Genomic DNA, 15,284 nt, shown 5'->3' with positions numbered 1-15,284 from the left:
ACCCTTTGTGTCCGGCATACGCCCCTTACCTGGACATCGCGTACGCAACGGCCTTGACGTTGCATTGAACATTCGTAAGGGTGAGGCGCGGCATGCGTATTTCTGGGGCGCATGTGAACCGGGGGACTTCAGCAGGCAGCCACCCCCGTCGATCACGGCCCCCGAGTGCGGCCTCACTGACTCATCGGCTACTGGGGGTAGCAACTACATGACGAAGAAGACGCGGATTCGTGTCGCGCGGATAGCGGCCGGCGCGGTGATCGCGGCCGGCGCGTCGCTGACCGCCGCGGGTGCCGCTTCGGCGCTCGACATCGGCATCGGCGCGGGCGTCGGCGAAGAGGGTGTCAACCTCGGGGTGAGCGTCCAGGGCGGCGAGGACGAGGGCGACCCGTGTGACATCGTCGTCGACCCGTCCTGCGAGCCGGGTGGCTCGGACGGCGGCACCGGCACCGACGGCGGTACGGGCACGGACGGTGGCACCGGCACGGACGGTGGCACGGGTACCGACGGCGGTACCGGCACTGATGGCGGTACGGGCACGGACGGTGGCACGGGCACCGACGGTGGCACGGGCACCGATGGTGGTACCGGCACCGACGGCGGTACGGGCACGGACGGTGGCACGGGCACCGACGGCGGTACCGGTACGGACGGCGGTACCGGCACCGACGGTGGCACGGGCACGGACGGTGGCTCCGGCAACACCGGTGGTTCCGGCAACACCGGTGGCAACGGCGGTTCGACCGGCGGCAACGGTGGCACCACCGGCGGCAACGGCGGCTCCACCGGCGGCAACGGCGGCGGCTCCACCGGTGGCGACACCGGCGGCTCCGCGACCGGTGGCAGCACCGGCGGTGGCGACACCACCGGCGGCACCACCCCCGACGGCGGCAGCAACGACAACGTCACCCAGGACGAGGGTTCCTCGGCCCTGACCGACACCGGCGAGGAGGCCCCGGCCTCCTCCGACACCGCCGCCCAGGGCAGCGGTGACGAGCTGGCCGAGACCGGCGCCGCCGAGACCACGTTCCTGCTGGTCGGCGCCGCCACGATGATCGCCGGCGGCATCGGCTTCCGCATGCTGCCGCGTCTGATGAACGGCCGCGGCGCCGCTGCCTGACGGTAGTCGCCCGCGTACGCGTCGCGCACGCACGCGAAGGGGCCCGGAGCGCATACGCTCCGGGCCCCTTCTCCGTCCTGGTCGCCCTGCCCGCCCCGGAGTCCCGGCGGGGCCCCGCGCGGGTGTCAGACGGTCTGGTGGGCCAAGAGGGCCACCGCCGCGATCAGCACCGCCAGCAGCGCGATCAGCGTCGTCGGGTTCAGGCCCGCGAAGATGTTCCCCTGCTGCAGTCGCTCGCGGTTCGCCCGGCACACCGGGCACCGGCCCTCGCTCACGGGCGCCGCGCAGTTCGCGCACACCAACCGGTCGTACGTCATGCGCTCGCCCTCCTTGCCACCGGCTCTGTCGGAACAACGCCCGCACCGCCGCGAACGTTCCCCTTCCACTGTGCCAGGTTCCGAAGGGCCCCGCGCGCCCTCCGCTCAGCGGTGGGCGGGGACAAAACGCGCAACTGATGCGCAACCCAGACCGGTGACTGCGGTCCGCTCCCCGGTTCGCGTATGGTCACGCACATCTACCCCCGGCTACCCGTGGTGCATCCGTGATCCGATTCGACAACGTCTCCAAGGTCTACCCCAAACAGAGCCACCCAGCCCTCAGGGACGTCTCCCTGGAGGTCGAGAAGGGCGAGTTCGTCTTCCTCGTGGGGTCCTCCGGCTCCGGAAAGTCCACCTTCCTGCGGCTGATCCTCCGCGAGGAGCGGTGCAGCCACGGACAGGTGCACGTCCTGGGCAAGGACCTCTCCCGCCTGTCCAACTGGAAGGTGCCGCAGATGCGGCGCCAGCTGGGGACGGTGTTCCAGGACTTCCGCCTGCTGCCGAACAAGACGGTCGGCGAGAACGTCGCCTTCGCCCAGGAGGTCATCGGCAAGTCCCGCGGCGAGATCCGCAAGTCCGTGCCGCAGGTGCTCGACCTCGTCGGTCTGGGCGGCAAGGAGGACCGCAGGCCCGGCGAGCTGTCCGGCGGTGAGCAGCAGCGCGTGGCCATCGCGCGCGCCTTCGTCAACCGGCCCAAGCTGCTGATCGCCGACGAGCCCACCGGCAACCTGGACCCGCAGACCTCCGTCGGCATCATGAAGCTGCTCGACCGCATCAACCGGACGGGCACCACCGTGGTGATGGCCACCCACGACCAGAACATCGTGGACCAGATGCGCAAGCGCGTCATCGAGCTGGAGAAGGGCCGTCTCGTCCGCGACCAGGCACGCGGCGTCTACGGCTACCAGCACTGACGAGGTCGAGGAACGGAAAGGCTTAACGAGACGCCATGCGCGCCCAGTTCGTGCTCTCGGAGATCGGTGTCGGTCTTCGCCGCAACCTGACGATGACGTTCGCCGTCATCGTCTCCGTCGCCCTGTCCCTGGCCCTGTTCGGCGGCTCGCTGCTGATGAGCGACCAGGTCAACAACATGAAGGGCTACTGGTACGACAAGGTCAACGTCTCGGTCTTCCTCTGCAACAAGAGCGACGCCGAGTCCGACCCCAACTGCGCCAAGGGCGCGGTCACCGAGGACCAGAAGAAGCAGATCAAGTCCGACCTCGACGAGATGGCCGTCGTCGACACGGTGACGTACGAGTCGCAGGACGAGGCGTACAAGCACTACAAGGAGCAGTTCGGCGACTCCCCGCTGGCCAGTTCCCTCACGCCGGACCAGATGCAGGAGTCGTACCGGATCAAGCTGAAGGACCCGGAGAAGTACCAGGTCATCGCCACCGCCTTCGACGGCCGGGACGGCGTGCAGTCCGTGCAGGACCAGAAGGGCCTCCTGGACAACCTCTTCGAACTCCTCAACGGCATGAACTGGGCGGCCCGCGCGGTGATGGCGCTGATGCTGGTCGTCGCGCTGATGCTGATCGTCAACACGGTGCGCGTCTCGGCGTTCAGCCGGCGCCGCGAGACCGGCATCATGCGGCTGGTCGGCGCCAGCGGCTTCTACATCCAGGCGCCGTTCATCATGGAGGCGGCCGTCGCCGGTCTCATCGGCGGTGGTGTCGCCTGCGCGTTCCTGGTGACCGCCCGGTACTTCATCATCGACCACGGACTCGCCCTGTCCGAGAAGTTGAACCTGATCAACTTCATCGGCTGGGACGCCGTACTGACGAAGCTGCCGCTCATCCTGGCCACCAGTCTGCTGATGCCGGCCTTGGCGGCGTTCTTCGCGCTGCGCAAGTACCTGAAGGTGTGACACGTGCCAAGAGGGCCGCACGGGCGAGCGACCGTGCGGCCCTCTCGCGTTGTCCTAGACTCACCGGCATGTCAGGTCGTGACCTGTTCTGTCAGCCCCGCCGCCCACGCCGCGGGGCCGCCCTGGCCTTCGTGTTCACGGGCGTGCTCGTCGCGGGCGCGGCCACCGGATCGTTCCCCGGATCCGACCGGAAACCGGCCTCGGACACGGCCCGTTCGGCCCCCTCGGCCGGACGGCAGGAGGAGGTCGCCCGCGCGGCGGCCGAGGCGATGGAGGACGGCAAGTCCCCCGTGGAGGCCGCCGAACGCGCCGTCAGCCGCAGCGGGGACCGCTGGGGCGCCGTCTACTCCAGCGGTGAGTACGAGGAGTTGGAGGACGCCCTCGACGGCCGGTACACCGGCGTAGGGCTCTCCGCGCGCCGCGAGCGCGACGGCCGTATCGAGGTCACCGGGGTGCGCGACGGCTCGCCGGCCGCCGAGGCCGGCATCCGCGAGGGCGACCGGCTGCGCTCCGTGGACGGCGAGCGGGTCGACGGGCGTCCGGTCCCCGAGGTCGTCTCCCTGCTGCGCGGCGACGGCGAGAAGGACCCGGCCGGCACCGCCGTGCGCCTCGGACTGGAACGCGGCGCGCGCGCGTGGACCGAGACCGTGCGGCGGGCCCGGCTGTCGACCGACTCCGTGACGGTGCGCACACCGGCCGACGGCCCGGCCGTCGTCCGGGTCACCTCCTTCACCAAGGGCGTCGGCGAGCAGGTGCGCTCCGCCGTGGCCGGGCTGCCGTCCGGGGCCGGGGTCGTCCTCGACCTGCGCGGGAACTCCGGGGGCCTGGTCGGCGAGGCCGTCACCGCGGCCTCCGCCTTCCTCGACGGCGGCCTGGTCGCCACGTACGACGTCGACGGCGATCAGCGGGCGCTGCACGCCGAGGCGGGCGGCGACACCACCAGACCCCTGGTCGCGCTCGTCGACGGCGGCACGATGAGCGCGGCCGAACTCCTCACCGGGGCCCTCCAGGACCGCGGACGGGCGGTCGTCCTGGGCTCGCGCACCTTCGGCAAGGGCTCGGTGCAGATGCCGAGCCGGCTGCCCGGCGGCTCGGTGGCCGAGCTGACCGTCGGGCACTACCGCACCCCCCTGGGCCGGGGCGTCGACGGGACCGGCATCACGCCGGACCTGGAGGTCGACCCGGAGGACCCGGCCGCCCTGGAGCGGGCGCGGACGGTACTGAGCGGACTGGGGCCGACCGCGTAATCTGCTTTCCGCCGCCCCCCTCCGTAGTGCCAAAATGGACCGCACTATGGCTAAGGAAAAAGGGCGCAAGCTGATCGCGCAGAACAAGAAGGCGCGGCACGACTACCAGATCCTCGACACCTACGAGGCGGGACTGGTCCTGTCCGGGACCGAGGTGAAGTCACTGCGCCAGGGGCGGGCATCGCTGGTCGACGGCTTCGTGCAGCTGGACGGGCACGAGGCGTGGCTGCACAACGTGCACGTGCCCGAGTACAGCCAGGGCACCTGGACCAACCACAGCGCCCGCCGCAAGCGGAAGCTGCTGCTGCACCGCGTGGAGATCGACAAGCTGGAGTCGAAGTCCCAGGAGACCGGTCACACCATCGTGCCGCTCTCGCTGTACTTCAAGGACGGCCGGGCCAAGGTCGAGATCGCGCTGGCGCGCGGCAAGAAGGAGTACGACAAGCGGCAGACCCTGCGCGAGAAGCAGGACCGGCGCGAGGCGGAGCGGACGATCTCGGCGATCCGGCGCAAGCAGCGGGCCTGAGCGCCGGGAATAGGCTGGCACGGGTGCGCGTTGTTCCCGTACGATGGCACCTGCACCTCACAGCGGGTGCGCGTCCTCCTCGGAGGGACCTCTTCGGAGGGTTTGAAAAATCAACATGGGGATGATCGGTTTCGACAGCGGCTGTCGAAGCAGGGGAAGCGTGTCGAGGAAGCGGCCATGATCTCGTAAACCACAGGCCGAAAAAAATAATCGCCAACACCAAGCGCGATTCCTCCCAGCAGGCCTTCGCCCTCGCTGCCTGATCTCAGGTAGCAGAGCGAGCCTCCTACTAAGGGAGTGTCAGCCCGGGGCTGTTCCCGACCCGGATCCTGGCATCAGCTAGGGGACTAAACCTTGATCCCGGTCACGGGGTGAAGAGGGAAACCAAACAGTGACTGAGCCCGTCGGAGACTTGTCCGCGTGATCTCCGGGGCCGAGAAAATCGAAGCGGACTGCACACGGAGAAGCCCTGGTTCCGCACCGTTGGACGCGGGTTCGATTCCCGCCATCTCCACGAGAGTCGAGGGCGACACGTGCCCGCGTGAAAGCGCGGACCGTGTCGCCCTCGTCGTTTTCGCGCGGGGGCTTCTCCTTCGCGCGGGCGCTCCCCCGTTCACACCGTCCGGCGGGACGGCAGCAGGGTGAGGAGCAGGGCCGTCGCCGCCGCCGTGACCGGGATGCCGTAGGCGGCCGCGGGGGAGGCGTGCTCGACCATCCAGCCGCCGGTGGCACTGCCGCAGGCGATGCCGCCGAGCAGCCCGGTCACCGCGAGGGTCATGCCCTCGTTGAGGCGGCCCTCCGGCGTGCGGTGCTGGACCAGCGTCATGGTCGTGACCATCGTCGGGGCCGTCGCCATCCCCGCCACCAGCAGGGTCAGCGCCAGCAGCGGCAGGGAGCCGGTGAGGGAGGCGGCGAGCAGGGGCAGGGTCAGCAGGACCGTCATCGCGGCCACGCACCACGGCAGGCGGTGCTCGGCGGGACCGGCCGGCTTGAGCGCGCCGTACAGCAGGCCCGCCGCGCAGGAACCGGCCGCCTGCAGGGCCAGGACGACCCCGGCCGCCGCTCGGTGTCCCTGTGCGTCCGCGAACGCGATCGTGACGACCTCCATCGCACCGAACACCCCGCCCGTGGCCAGGCACACGGCCAGCAGCGGCGGAACGCCCGGCGCGCGCAAGGGGGCCTTCGCCGTCGGGCGAGGACGGGCCGGCGGCTCGGTCGAGCGCTGGGCGGTGAACAGCAGCATGCCGCCGACCAGCAGCGTCACGCCCACGAGCGTGCCCGCCTCCGGGAACCACGCCGTGCACAGGAGCGCCGCCAGGACCGGCCCGAGCATGTAGCACAGCTCGTCCGCCGCCTGCTCGAAGGAGTTCGCGGTGTGCAGGGCGGCGGAGTCGCCGCCGAGCAGATGGGCCCAGCGGGCGCGGGCCATGCCGCCGGTGTTGGGCGTCGTCGCGGTGGCCGCGTAGGCGGCGAAGAGGGTCCAGGCCGGGGCGTCGTACCGGACGCACAGCACCAGGGCGAGCGAGCCCAGGGCGGCGAGCAGCGTGGCGGGCACCGCCACCCGCGCCTGGCCGTGCCGGTCCACGAGCCGCGCGATCCACGGGGCGACGAGCGCCGTCGCCGCCAGTCCCGTCGCGGTGACGGCGCCGGCCAGCGCGTAGGAGCCGCGCGTGCCGGCGATCATGACGACCGCGCTGACGCTGAACATCCCCATCGGCATCCGGGCCAGGAGGTTCCCGACCGTGAACGCCCGGGCGCCGGGTGTGGACAGGAGCCGCCGGTACGGCCCGGGCGGCCGGCTCCGCGCCCGCGGGCGGAAGTCGGCGGCGACCAGGCAGTCGCCGGTGACGGTGAGGAGGGCGGGCTGCTGCGAGGGCGGGCGCGCGGACGTCGGATGCGGCATGCACTCACCGTCGCCCCCGGACGATCACGCGGTCCAACACCTTCTCCGTACCCATTCACGCGCCCGCGTTGTAAATTCGCCCGATGCCCCCGCACGCCCCGCTCGACCCCCGCCTCCTGCGCGCGTTCGTCACCGTCGCCGAGGAACTGCACTTCACCCGCGCCGCCGCCCGCCTGTACGTCGCCCAGCAGGCGCTCAGCAGGGACGTACGGCGTCTGGAGCGGGAGTTGGGCGCCGAGCTGTTCGTCCGCACCACCCGGCAGGTGACCCTGACCGCCGACGGCGAGCGGCTGCTGCCGCACGCACGCCGGGTCCTCCAGGCGCAGGACGACCTGCTGGCCGCCTTCGGCCAGGCCCGTCCGCTGCTGGTCGACCTCAACTCCCCGGGGCTGGTCACCGGACGGCTGGTCCTGGAGCGGGCCCGCGAGCTGGCTCCCGGGCACGAGCTGATGGCGCGGTACGAGAGCGGTCTGACGTACGCGGCGGGCGAACTGCTCGCCGGACGCGTCGACGCCTCCTTCGGCCGGTTCGCGGGACTCGCCCCGGCGCTGCGCACCGGACTCGACCACCAGCCCGTCCGCTACGAGCCCATGGCGGTCGTCCTCCCCGAGCACCACCCGCTGGCACCGCTGCCCGAGGTACCGCTGGCCGCGCTCGCCGGCGAGACCGTGTACGCGGGCGCCGGGAATCCGCGGACACCGGAGTGGACCGACCTCGCACACCGCCTGTTCGAGGGACGGGGCATCGAAGTGGCTTCACCCGTTCCGCTGGCCGTCGGGGAGGAGGAGTTCCGGCGGATCATGGACAAGGCGGGACATCCGGTGCTCGCCGTGGTGAGTTTTCCGGCCATGGCGTCGACCGTGGTGCGCCCGCTCGTCGACCCGGTGCCGCTGTCGCCGGTCTCACTGGTCTGGCGAAAGGGGCTGGTGCACCCCGCCTTCGACGCGCTGCGCCGGGCGGCGTCCCAGGTCGCGGCCGAGAACGGGTGGCTCCGCCGGCCCGCGGGAGGGTGGATTCCGGACGCCGACGCCGCTGTGATGTGCGTCCGTAACTGACACGCGGCAACCACACATCCTCCGCGTGCGCTACATTCTTGGCCTGAGCACGGTGTGGTACAGGGGGCGCGCGAACCTGGTGGGGGCCGGTTCGGCCGACGAGTGCTCGGAGTCGTATGCGCACCCGGAACTGTCCCGTGGGGGGAAGTGCGTGCGCGTGAAGAATTGGCAAAAAGACGCCCAACCGGAGGGGACCGAGACTGTGTCCGGGATGCGTGACCTCCCGGAGGCGGGTCAGGACGCCGACGCCACCGAGGTGCTTCCGGCGACCCACCCCTTCCCGGTGACCGACGAGAACCCGACGACCGCAGCGGCGTCCGCCGGGTCCGGCGCGGGATGGTTCGGCGGCGCCGGTGACGCCGGGCGTCGTGGCGCGGGCCCCGCCTGGGCGGACGCGCGGACCGGCTCCCGGCCGTCGCCGGAGGTCGCCGGGACCCGGTTCCCCGAACAGCGCGGGAACGCCGACGCCGACCGTACGGACATACCCGGCCGGCGGGCGGGCCTGGAGCGGACGGGCCAGGACCGCGACCCGCTGGTCCGAGGGCGCATCACCTGGGGCACCCGGCCCTCGGCCACCGCTCCGGGCGGGGCCGGCACGGGCGGGGCGGCCCCCGCCGGTTCCGCGTCGGGCGGCGTGCACCCGGCACCGTCGGCCCCGAGCCGCGTGAGCGGCGGCCCGCGCCAGGCGTACGCGGCGTCTGCGAGCGCGAACGGCCCGCACCCGGCCGGCGCGCGCGGTGAGGGCGCCCACTCCGCCCCTCCGGGGCCGGTGCCCGCACAGCGCGACGGCGTCCGCCCGAGCCCCGCCGGCCCGTCCGGCCCCACCCCCAGGCACGCGGCCCCCCGGCCCGCCGGCATCCCGGCCGCCGACCGGACCGAGGTGCTGCCGCCGGTCACAGGCCGGAGTGACGTGGTGCCTTCGGTCGCCGATCGGACCGAGGTGCTGCCTCCGGTCGCCGATCGCACCGAGGTGCTGCCGCCGGTCACAGGCCGGACTGAGGTGGTGCCTCCGGTCGCTGACCGGACCGAGGTGCTGCCGCCGGTCACAGGCCGGACTGACGTGGTGCCTCCGGTCGCTGACCGGACCGAGGTGCTGCCTCCGGTCGCCGATCGCACCGAGATACTTCCCCCGGCGTCCCGGACCCGCGCGTTCCCCGCGTCCGCGTCCGCGTCGGTCCCGCCGGCGGCGTCCGTGCCGGGCCCCGCCACCGCCTCGCTGCGCGACCCGTGGCAGGACGCCCCGGACAGCCTGGACGCCCCGGCCGGTGAGGCCGCCGACCACACCCACGACCCGCACGAGGTGACGGTCCAGCTCGACGCCGTCCAGCTCGGTGACGGCGTGCTCCGCCGGGCCGACGGCCCGCGGCACGCCACGAAGGGCCCCGAGGGCTCGGACGGGCCGGTCTTCGTCGACGCGTCCGGCCGCCGCAGCCGCCTCTACCGCCGCCTCGGCATAGCCGTCGGCGTCGCCTGCGCGGTCTACGCCGTCGTCATCGTGTCCACGCTGCTGTCCGGCAACTCCAACGCGCCCTGGCTCCCCGTGGACGGCCAGCAGGAGGGCAAGCCGGCCGGCCAGGTCGACACCACCCCGCTGCCCTCCCAGTCGGTGCTGCCCTCCGAGACCGGCGGCGCCGCCCCGGGGACCAGCCCCTCCGCCGGCACCGGCGTGACCACCGCCCCGGGCACCGACGCCACCGCGCCCGGCACCTCCGGCGACGCCCGGCAGCCCGGCACCAGCGCCGACCCGGACCCGTCCCGGTCCCCGGCCGGCACCCGGCCGGGCGGCGACGGCGCCGCGACCGCCCCGGGGCCCTCGCAGTCCAGCCAGGCACCGCCTCCCGCCTCCCCCGACCCATCGGTCCCGACAGGTGACGGCGAACCCACGGGAGAGCCGACCGGCCCCACCACCGAGCCCACCACGGGCACCGACCCGGGCGTCGACACGAACGCCGACGGCGCGAGCGACCCCGTCCTCGCCGCCGGACCGGACGGCCCCGACACCACCCGCACGCCCGCACCCCTGTCCCCGGAGAACACCCTCTGATGGCATCCCGCACCCGCCGTCACGGGGCCGCGCGCAGCGCCCGTGAGGGCGTCCGGCGCCGCCGCCTGCCGCTGCGCCTGCTGCTTCCGCTGCTCGTCCTGGTCGCCCTCGCGGCCATGCTCATGCTGCGGGGATACGTGCACAGCGAGATCCTCGCCGACCACCGCGTCCAGCCGCCCGCCGCCACCGACCGAGTCCCGGAGAAGATCCTGGAGGGCGGCCCGGTCATCGACGCCCGCGGCGGCCGCACCGAGAGCCTGAGCGTGCCGGACCACCGGCTGGTCCTCACCTTCGACGACGGCCCGGACCCGACCTGGACGCCCAGGGTGCTGGACGTGCTGAAGAAGCACGACGCGCACGCCGTCTTCTTCGTCACCGGCACCATGGCCTCCCGCTACCCGGACCTGGTGCAGCGCATGGTCGACGAGGGCCACGAGGTGGGCCTGCACACCTTCAACCACCCCGACCTCTCCTTCCAGTCCAAGAAGCGCATCGACTGGGAGCTGTCGCAGAACCAGCTGGCGATCACCGGGGCGGCCGGCGTCCGCACCTCGCTGTTCCGCCCGCCGTACTCGTCCTTCGCCGACGCCATGGACAACAAGTCCTGGCCCGTCACCGAGTACATCGGCAGCCGCGGCTACATCACCGTCGTCAACAACACCGACAGCGAGGACTGGCAGCGACCCGGCGTCGACGAGATCATCCGCCGCGCCACGCCGAAGAACGGCGACGGCGCCATCGTCCTGATGCACGACTCGGGCGGCGACCGCAGCCAGACCGTCGCGGCGCTGGACCGCTTCCTGCCCGATCTGCAGAAGAAGGGCTACGAGTTCGACAACCTCACCGAGGCCCTGGACGCGCCCAGCGCCATGACCCCGGTGACCGGCGCCGAACTGTGGAAGGGCAGGGCCTGGGTCTTCCTGGTCCAGGCGTCGGAGAAGATCACCGACGGCCTGGTGGCGGGCCTGGCGGTCATCGGCACCCTGGTCATCGGCCGGTTCGTGCTGATGCTGCTGCTCTCCGGCATCCACGCCCGCCGGGTGCGCCGCAAGGGCTTCCGCTGGGGCCCGCCGGTGACCGAACCGGTGACGGTGCTGGTCCCGGCGTACAACGAGGCCAAGTGCATCGAGAACACCGTCAACTCGCTGATGGCCAGCGACCATCCGGTCGAGGTCATCGTCGTCGACGACGGCTCGACCGACGGCACGGCCCGCATCGTCGAGGCGATGGGCCTGCCCAACGTGCGGGTGATCCGCCAGCTCAACGCGGGCAAGCCCGCCGCCCTCAACCGGGGTCTGGCGAACGCCCGGTACGACATCGTCGTCATGATGGACGGCGACACGGTCTTCGAACCGTCCACCGTCCGCGAACTCGTCCAGCCCTTCGGCGACCCCAAGGTCGGCGCCGTGGCCGGCAACGCGAAGGTCGGCAACAAGGACAGCCTCATCGGCGCCTGGCAGCACATCGAGTACGTGATGGGCTTCAACCTGGACCGCCGGATGTACGACGTGCTGCGTTGCATGCCGACCATCCCCGGCGCCGTGGGCGCCTTCCGCCGCTCCGCCCTCGAACCCATCGGCGGCATGAGCGACGACACCCTCGCCGAGGACACCGACGTCACCATGGCGCTGCACCGCGCCGGCTGGCGCGTGGTCTACGCCGAGAACGCCCGCGCCTGGACCGAGGCCCCGGAGACCGTGCAGCAGCTGTGGTCCCAGCGCTACCGCTGGTCCTACGGCACCATGCAGGCCATCTGGAAGCACCGCCGCGCGGTGATCGAGAAGGGCCCCTCGGGCCGTTTCGGCCGCGTGGGCCTGCCCTTCGTCTCGCTGTTCATGGTCCTGGCCCCGCTGCTGGCGCCGCTGATCGACGTCTTCCTGCTCTACGGCCTCGTCTTCGGCCCGACCGAGAAGACGATCATGGCGTGGCTGGGCGTCCTGGCCATCCAGGCCGTCTGCGCGGCGTACGCCTTCCGCCTCGACCGCGAACGCATGACCCACCTGATCTCGCTGCCGCTGCAGCAGATCCTCTACCGCCAGCTCATGTACGTCGTGCTGCTCCAGTCCTGGATCACCGCGCTCACCGGCGGCCGCCTGCGCTGGCAGAAGCTCCGGCGCACCGGCGTCGTCGGCGCGCCCGGCGGCTCCGTGCCGCGGCAGCGCTCGCAGAGCGGCGACGATCGGAGGCCCGTGGCATGACCCACGGATACACGACCGGTACGGGCCCGGAGCCGGCCGGAGCACCGTACGGCACCTCGTACGGCACGCCGTACGCCGCTGACCCGAGCGCGGCGGGGACGCCGTACGCGGTCCCGCAGCAGCGCACCACGGAGCCCCCGGCCGGGCCCGCGGCGGGCGCGGCTCCCGCCGCCCCCGCCCGGAAGCCGGGCCGCGACCGCTACCTCGACCTGCTGCGTTCCATCGCCCTGGTCCGGGTCGTCGTCTACCACCTGTTCGGCTGGGCCTGGCTGACGGTCCTCTTCCCGTCGATGGGCGTGATGTTCGCGCTGGCGGGTTCGCTGATGGCCCGGTCTCTGAAGCGTCCGGCGCTGAGCGTGATCCGCGGGCGGGTGCGCCGGCTGCTGCCGCCGATGTGGGCGTTCGCGGTGGTCGTGCTGGCGATGATGTTCGCGAACGGCTGGAACCCGACCGAGGACCCGGACCACGGCGACACCTGGGGCCTGATCGGGCTGTTCAACTACCTCGTCCCGATCGGCGCCCCGCCCTACCCCTGGCACGTCGGCTCCCAGTCCGGCCTGCTGGAGGACACGTGGGCGGTGCAGGCCGCGGGCCCGCTGTGGTACCTGCGCGCCTACCTGTGGTTCGTCATCGCCTCCCCGCTGCTCCTGTGGCTGTTCCGCAAGGCCCCCTGGCCGACCCTGCTCGCCCCGCTGGGGCTGACCGCGATCGTCGGCACCGGCCTGGTGAAGATCCCCGGCGAGACCGGCAACGCGGTCACCGACTTCGCGGTCTACGGCGGCTGCTGGGTGCTGGGCTTCGCCCACCACGAGGGCCTGCTGAAGCAGATCCCGCGGTACGTCTCCGTGTCCTGCGCGGCCCTGGTGATGGCCTTCGGCCTGTGGTGGGCCTCGAACCACCTGGGACCCGACGGCTGGGACCTCAACGACATCCCGCTGGCCCAGGCCACCTGGTCGTTCGGCTTCGTGGTGATCCTGCTCCAGTACTCCCCGTCCTGGCAGGAACTCCCCGGCCGCCTGGCCAGGTGGGACAAGCTGGTGACCCTCTCCAACAACCGCGCGGTCACCATCTACCTCTGGCACAACCTGCTGATCATGGCGACGGTCCCGATCATCGACCTCGCCTACAAGCTCCCCTTCATGCAGAGCGAACGCGCGGTCGGCGCCCTCGACGGCGCGTACACGATCTGGATGTTCGCCCTGGTCTGGCCGCTCATCGGCCTGATGGTCCTCGCGGTCGGCTGGGTCGAGGACCTGGCCGCCAAGCGCAGGCCGCGGCTGTGGCCGAACGGGACCGAGCGCGCCGCGGGCGGGCGGACCGGGGCCAGGGCCGCCCACCGGGGCTGACCGGCCGGAGGGGCCGGGCCCGCCCAGCCCCTCCGGCGGGCCGGGCCCGCCCTGCCCCTCCGGCGGTCCCGCCCACCCGGCGACGGCCTCTCACCCGGCCCGGGCGCCGGGTGAGAGCAACGTTCCCTTCCGGTCATCCACAGCCCCACAGGCACGAAACGCGCCCTGCCTAGGTTCGGTGCAACCGAGCTGTGGAGCACCGTGGAGGCGTCATGACAGTCCCTGGCCGCCGCTGGATCCAGCACTGGGATCCGGAGGACGAGACGTTCTGGAGGGAGACGGGGGAGAAGGTCGCCCGGCGGAACCTGTACTTCTCCGTCCTCTCCGAGCACATCGGGTTCTCGGTCTGGACGCTGTGGTCCGTGCTGGTCCTCTTCATGGGGCCGGAGTACGGGCTGACCCCGGCCGACAAGTTCCTGCTGACCTCCGTGGTGACGCTGGTCGGGGCGGTCGTCCGGGTCCCCTACACGTTCGCGGTCGCGATCTTCGGCGGGCGGAACTGGACGATCATCTCCGCCGGGCTGCTGCTCGTGCCGACCGTGGCGGCGTTCACGGTGATGGAACCGGGCACGTCCTTCTCGACGTTCCTGCTGGTCGGCATGGTGGCCGGCATCGGCGGCGGCAACTTCGCCTCCTCCATGACCAACATCAACGCCTTCTTCCCGCTCAGGAAGAAGGGCTGGGCTCTCGGCCTCAACGCGGGGGGCGGGAACATCGGCGTGCCGGTGATCCAGCTGGCCGCGCTCGCGATCATCGGGGCGAGCGGCGGGCCGCGGGTGCTGCTCGGCATCTACATCCCGCTGATCGTGGTGGCCGCCGTCCTCGCCGCCTGCTACATGGACAACCTCGCCTCCGTGAAGAACGACACCGGGGCCGCCAAGGACGCCGTCCGGGAGGGGCACACCTGGATCATGGCCCTGCTGTACATCGGCACGTTCGGGTCGTTCATCGGCTACAGCTTCGCCTTCGGGCAGGTGCTCCAGACCCAGTTCGGGCGGACCCCGCTCCAGGCGGCGTACCTGACCTTCATCGGCCCGCTGCTCGGTTCCCTGATCCGGCCGCTGGGCGGCAGGCTCGCCGACCGGTACGGCGGCGCCAGGATCACGCTGTGGAACTTCGTCGCCATGGCCGCCGCCACCGCCGCACTCGTCGCGGCCAGCATGGCGGAGTCGCTCGGTCTGTTCGTCGCCGTGTTCGTGGTGCTGTTCGTGCTCAGCGGCCTCGGCAACGGTTCGACGTTCAAGATGATCCCCGGCATCTTCCAGAACAAGGCGCTCGCCGAGGGGCTGACGGGGGAGGAGGCCGTGGCGTACGGGCGGCGGCTCTCCGGCGCCTCCATGGGGCTGATCGGCGCGGTCGGCGCGCTCGGCGGCGTCGCCATCAACCTCGCCTTCCGCCAGTCGTTCCTGTCCGTCGGCTCGGGCACCGGAGCCTTCGTGGCCTTCCTCGCCTACTACGCCGTCTGTTTCGCCGTCACCTGGGCGGTATACCTTCGCCGCCCGGCCGTACGGACGCCGGACGGCCCGGCGGACCCGGCGCGGGTCGGGGAGCGGCCCAGCTACGCCGAGGTGTGACGTAACACTGGTGACATGAGGCGGAACCGAGCCTGTCACGCACGGTTGACAGGCTCGGTCGCCGTGCAGGCAGGACGACGACCGGGA

The 15,284-nt window shown here is 72.1% G+C and carries 12 protein-coding genes and 1 other RNA gene; 11 read left to right on the top strand and 2 right to left on the bottom strand.

Going from position 1 to position 15,284, the window contains the following annotated elements:
• The first annotated feature begins 208 nt into the window (after positions 1-208).
• On the top strand, positions 209-1,120 hold the full coding sequence (locus ACFZP7_RS14105; RefSeq protein ID WP_385634530.1) for a hypothetical protein: 912 nt from the start codon (positions 209-211) through the stop codon (positions 1,118-1,120).
• Positions 1,121-1,245: 125 nt separating this feature from the next.
• Here the strand turns inward: ACFZP7_RS14105 and ACFZP7_RS14100 are convergent, their stop codons facing one another.
• On the bottom strand, positions 1,246-1,437 hold the full coding sequence (locus ACFZP7_RS14100) for a hypothetical protein (RefSeq protein WP_019325706.1): 192 nt from the start codon (positions 1,435-1,437) through the stop codon (positions 1,246-1,248).
• Between the two features lie 224 nt (positions 1,438-1,661).
• On the opposite strand from ACFZP7_RS14100, the gene ftsE reads away from it, so the two are divergent.
• The 5 genes from ftsE to ssrA all read left to right on the top strand — a co-directional run bounded on the left by ftsE (position 1,662) and on the right by ssrA (position 5,594).
• Positions 1,662-2,351 carry a cell division ATP-binding protein FtsE gene (gene ftsE / locus ACFZP7_RS14095; protein WP_019325705.1) on the top strand — a complete coding sequence of 230 codons (690 nt, stop codon included), beginning with the start codon at positions 1,662-1,664 and terminating at the stop codon, positions 2,349-2,351.
• 35 nt (positions 2,352-2,386) lie between these two features.
• Positions 2,387-3,304: a permease-like cell division protein FtsX gene (ftsX, locus tag ACFZP7_RS14090; RefSeq protein ID WP_019325704.1), complete on the top strand. Its 918-nt coding sequence runs from the start codon at positions 2,387-2,389 to the stop codon at positions 3,302-3,304.
• A gap of 68 nt (positions 3,305-3,372) precedes the next feature.
• Positions 3,373-4,551: a S41 family peptidase gene (locus ACFZP7_RS14085; protein ID WP_031019573.1), complete on the top strand. Its 1,179-nt coding sequence runs from the start codon at positions 3,373-3,375 to the stop codon at positions 4,549-4,551.
• Positions 4,552-4,597: 46 nt separating this feature from the next.
• Entirely contained in the window at positions 4,598-5,077 is a 480-nt protein-coding gene (gene smpB, locus ACFZP7_RS14080) for an SsrA-binding protein SmpB (protein WP_019325702.1), read from the top strand.
• 117 nt (positions 5,078-5,194) lie between these two features.
• Positions 5,195-5,594: a transfer-messenger RNA gene (gene ssrA / locus ACFZP7_RS14075) on the top strand.
• Between the two features lie 96 nt (positions 5,595-5,690).
• On the opposite strand, the gene ACFZP7_RS14070 is transcribed toward ssrA, so the two are convergent.
• Positions 5,691-6,980, bottom strand: coding sequence for an MFS transporter (locus ACFZP7_RS14070; protein ID WP_385634529.1), 1,290 nt, complete (start codon positions 6,978-6,980; stop codon positions 5,691-5,693).
• An 83-nt stretch (positions 6,981-7,063) separates the two neighbouring features.
• Here ACFZP7_RS14070 and ACFZP7_RS14065 point away from each other — a divergent pair, with 83 nt between their 5' ends.
• From ACFZP7_RS14065 to ACFZP7_RS14045, 5 genes are all read left to right on the top strand, one after another.
• Positions 7,064-8,035, top strand: coding sequence for a LysR family transcriptional regulator (locus ACFZP7_RS14065; RefSeq protein ID WP_385634528.1), 972 nt, complete (start codon positions 7,064-7,066; stop codon positions 8,033-8,035).
• Positions 8,036-8,246: 211 nt separating this feature from the next.
• Positions 8,247-10,079 carry a hypothetical protein gene (locus tag ACFZP7_RS14060; RefSeq protein WP_385634527.1) on the top strand — a complete coding sequence of 611 codons (1,833 nt, stop codon included), beginning with the start codon at positions 8,247-8,249 and terminating at the stop codon, positions 10,077-10,079.
• On the top strand, positions 10,079-12,277 hold the full coding sequence (locus ACFZP7_RS14055) for a polysaccharide deacetylase family protein (protein WP_046251887.1): 2,199 nt from the start codon (positions 10,079-10,081) through the stop codon (positions 12,275-12,277). Before ACFZP7_RS14060 ends, ACFZP7_RS14055 begins: the two co-directional genes overlap by 1 nt.
• Positions 12,274-13,623, top strand: coding sequence for an acyltransferase (locus ACFZP7_RS14050; RefSeq protein WP_385634526.1), 1,350 nt, complete (start codon positions 12,274-12,276; stop codon positions 13,621-13,623). The genes ACFZP7_RS14055 and ACFZP7_RS14050 overlap by 4 nt, the downstream gene beginning before the upstream one ends.
• Positions 13,624-13,835: 212 nt before the next feature.
• Positions 13,836-15,197 (top strand): NarK/NasA family nitrate transporter, encoded by a 1,362-nt coding sequence (locus ACFZP7_RS14045; RefSeq protein ID WP_019325696.1) that lies wholly within the window; start codon positions 13,836-13,838, stop codon positions 15,195-15,197.
• The last annotated feature ends 87 nt before the right edge of the window (positions 15,198-15,284 follow it).

This window comes from Streptomyces sp. SudanB5_2050, from assembly GCF_964272335.1.
Lineage (GTDB): Bacteria > Actinomycetota > Actinomycetes > Streptomycetales > Streptomycetaceae > Streptomyces > Streptomyces rochei.
The sequence above is the reverse complement of the archived record's forward strand: the minus strand, read 5'-3'. Positions and strand labels throughout refer to the sequence as shown.

Excerpts from the sequence above, each read along its gene's own strand:
- ACFZP7_RS14105 (WP_385634530.1), top strand. The coding sequence starts at position 209 with ATGACGAAGAAGACGCGGATTCGTGTCGCGCGGATAGCGGCCGGCGCG.
- ACFZP7_RS14100 (WP_019325706.1), bottom strand. The coding sequence starts at position 1,437 with ATGACGTACGACCGGTTGGTGTGCGCGAACTGCGCGGCGCCCGTGAGC.
- ftsX (WP_019325704.1), top strand. The coding sequence starts at position 2,387 with ATGCGCGCCCAGTTCGTGCTCTCGGAGATCGGTGTCGGTCTTCGCCGC.
- ACFZP7_RS14085 (WP_031019573.1), top strand. The coding sequence starts at position 3,373 with ATGTCAGGTCGTGACCTGTTCTGTCAGCCCCGCCGCCCACGCCGCGGG.
- smpB (WP_019325702.1), top strand. The coding sequence starts at position 4,598 with ATGGCTAAGGAAAAAGGGCGCAAGCTGATCGCGCAGAACAAGAAGGCG.
- ACFZP7_RS14070 (WP_385634529.1), bottom strand. The coding sequence starts at position 6,980 with ATGCCGCATCCGACGTCCGCGCGCCCGCCCTCGCAGCAGCCCGCCCTC.
- ACFZP7_RS14065 (WP_385634528.1), top strand. The coding sequence starts at position 7,064 with ATGCCCCCGCACGCCCCGCTCGACCCCCGCCTCCTGCGCGCGTTCGTC.
- ACFZP7_RS14060 (WP_385634527.1), top strand. The coding sequence starts at position 8,247 with ATGCGTGACCTCCCGGAGGCGGGTCAGGACGCCGACGCCACCGAGGTG.
- ACFZP7_RS14055 (WP_046251887.1), top strand. The coding sequence starts at position 10,079 with ATGGCATCCCGCACCCGCCGTCACGGGGCCGCGCGCAGCGCCCGTGAG.
- ACFZP7_RS14050 (WP_385634526.1), top strand. The coding sequence starts at position 12,274 with ATGACCCACGGATACACGACCGGTACGGGCCCGGAGCCGGCCGGAGCA.
- ACFZP7_RS14045 (WP_019325696.1), top strand. The coding sequence starts at position 13,836 with ATGACAGTCCCTGGCCGCCGCTGGATCCAGCACTGGGATCCGGAGGAC.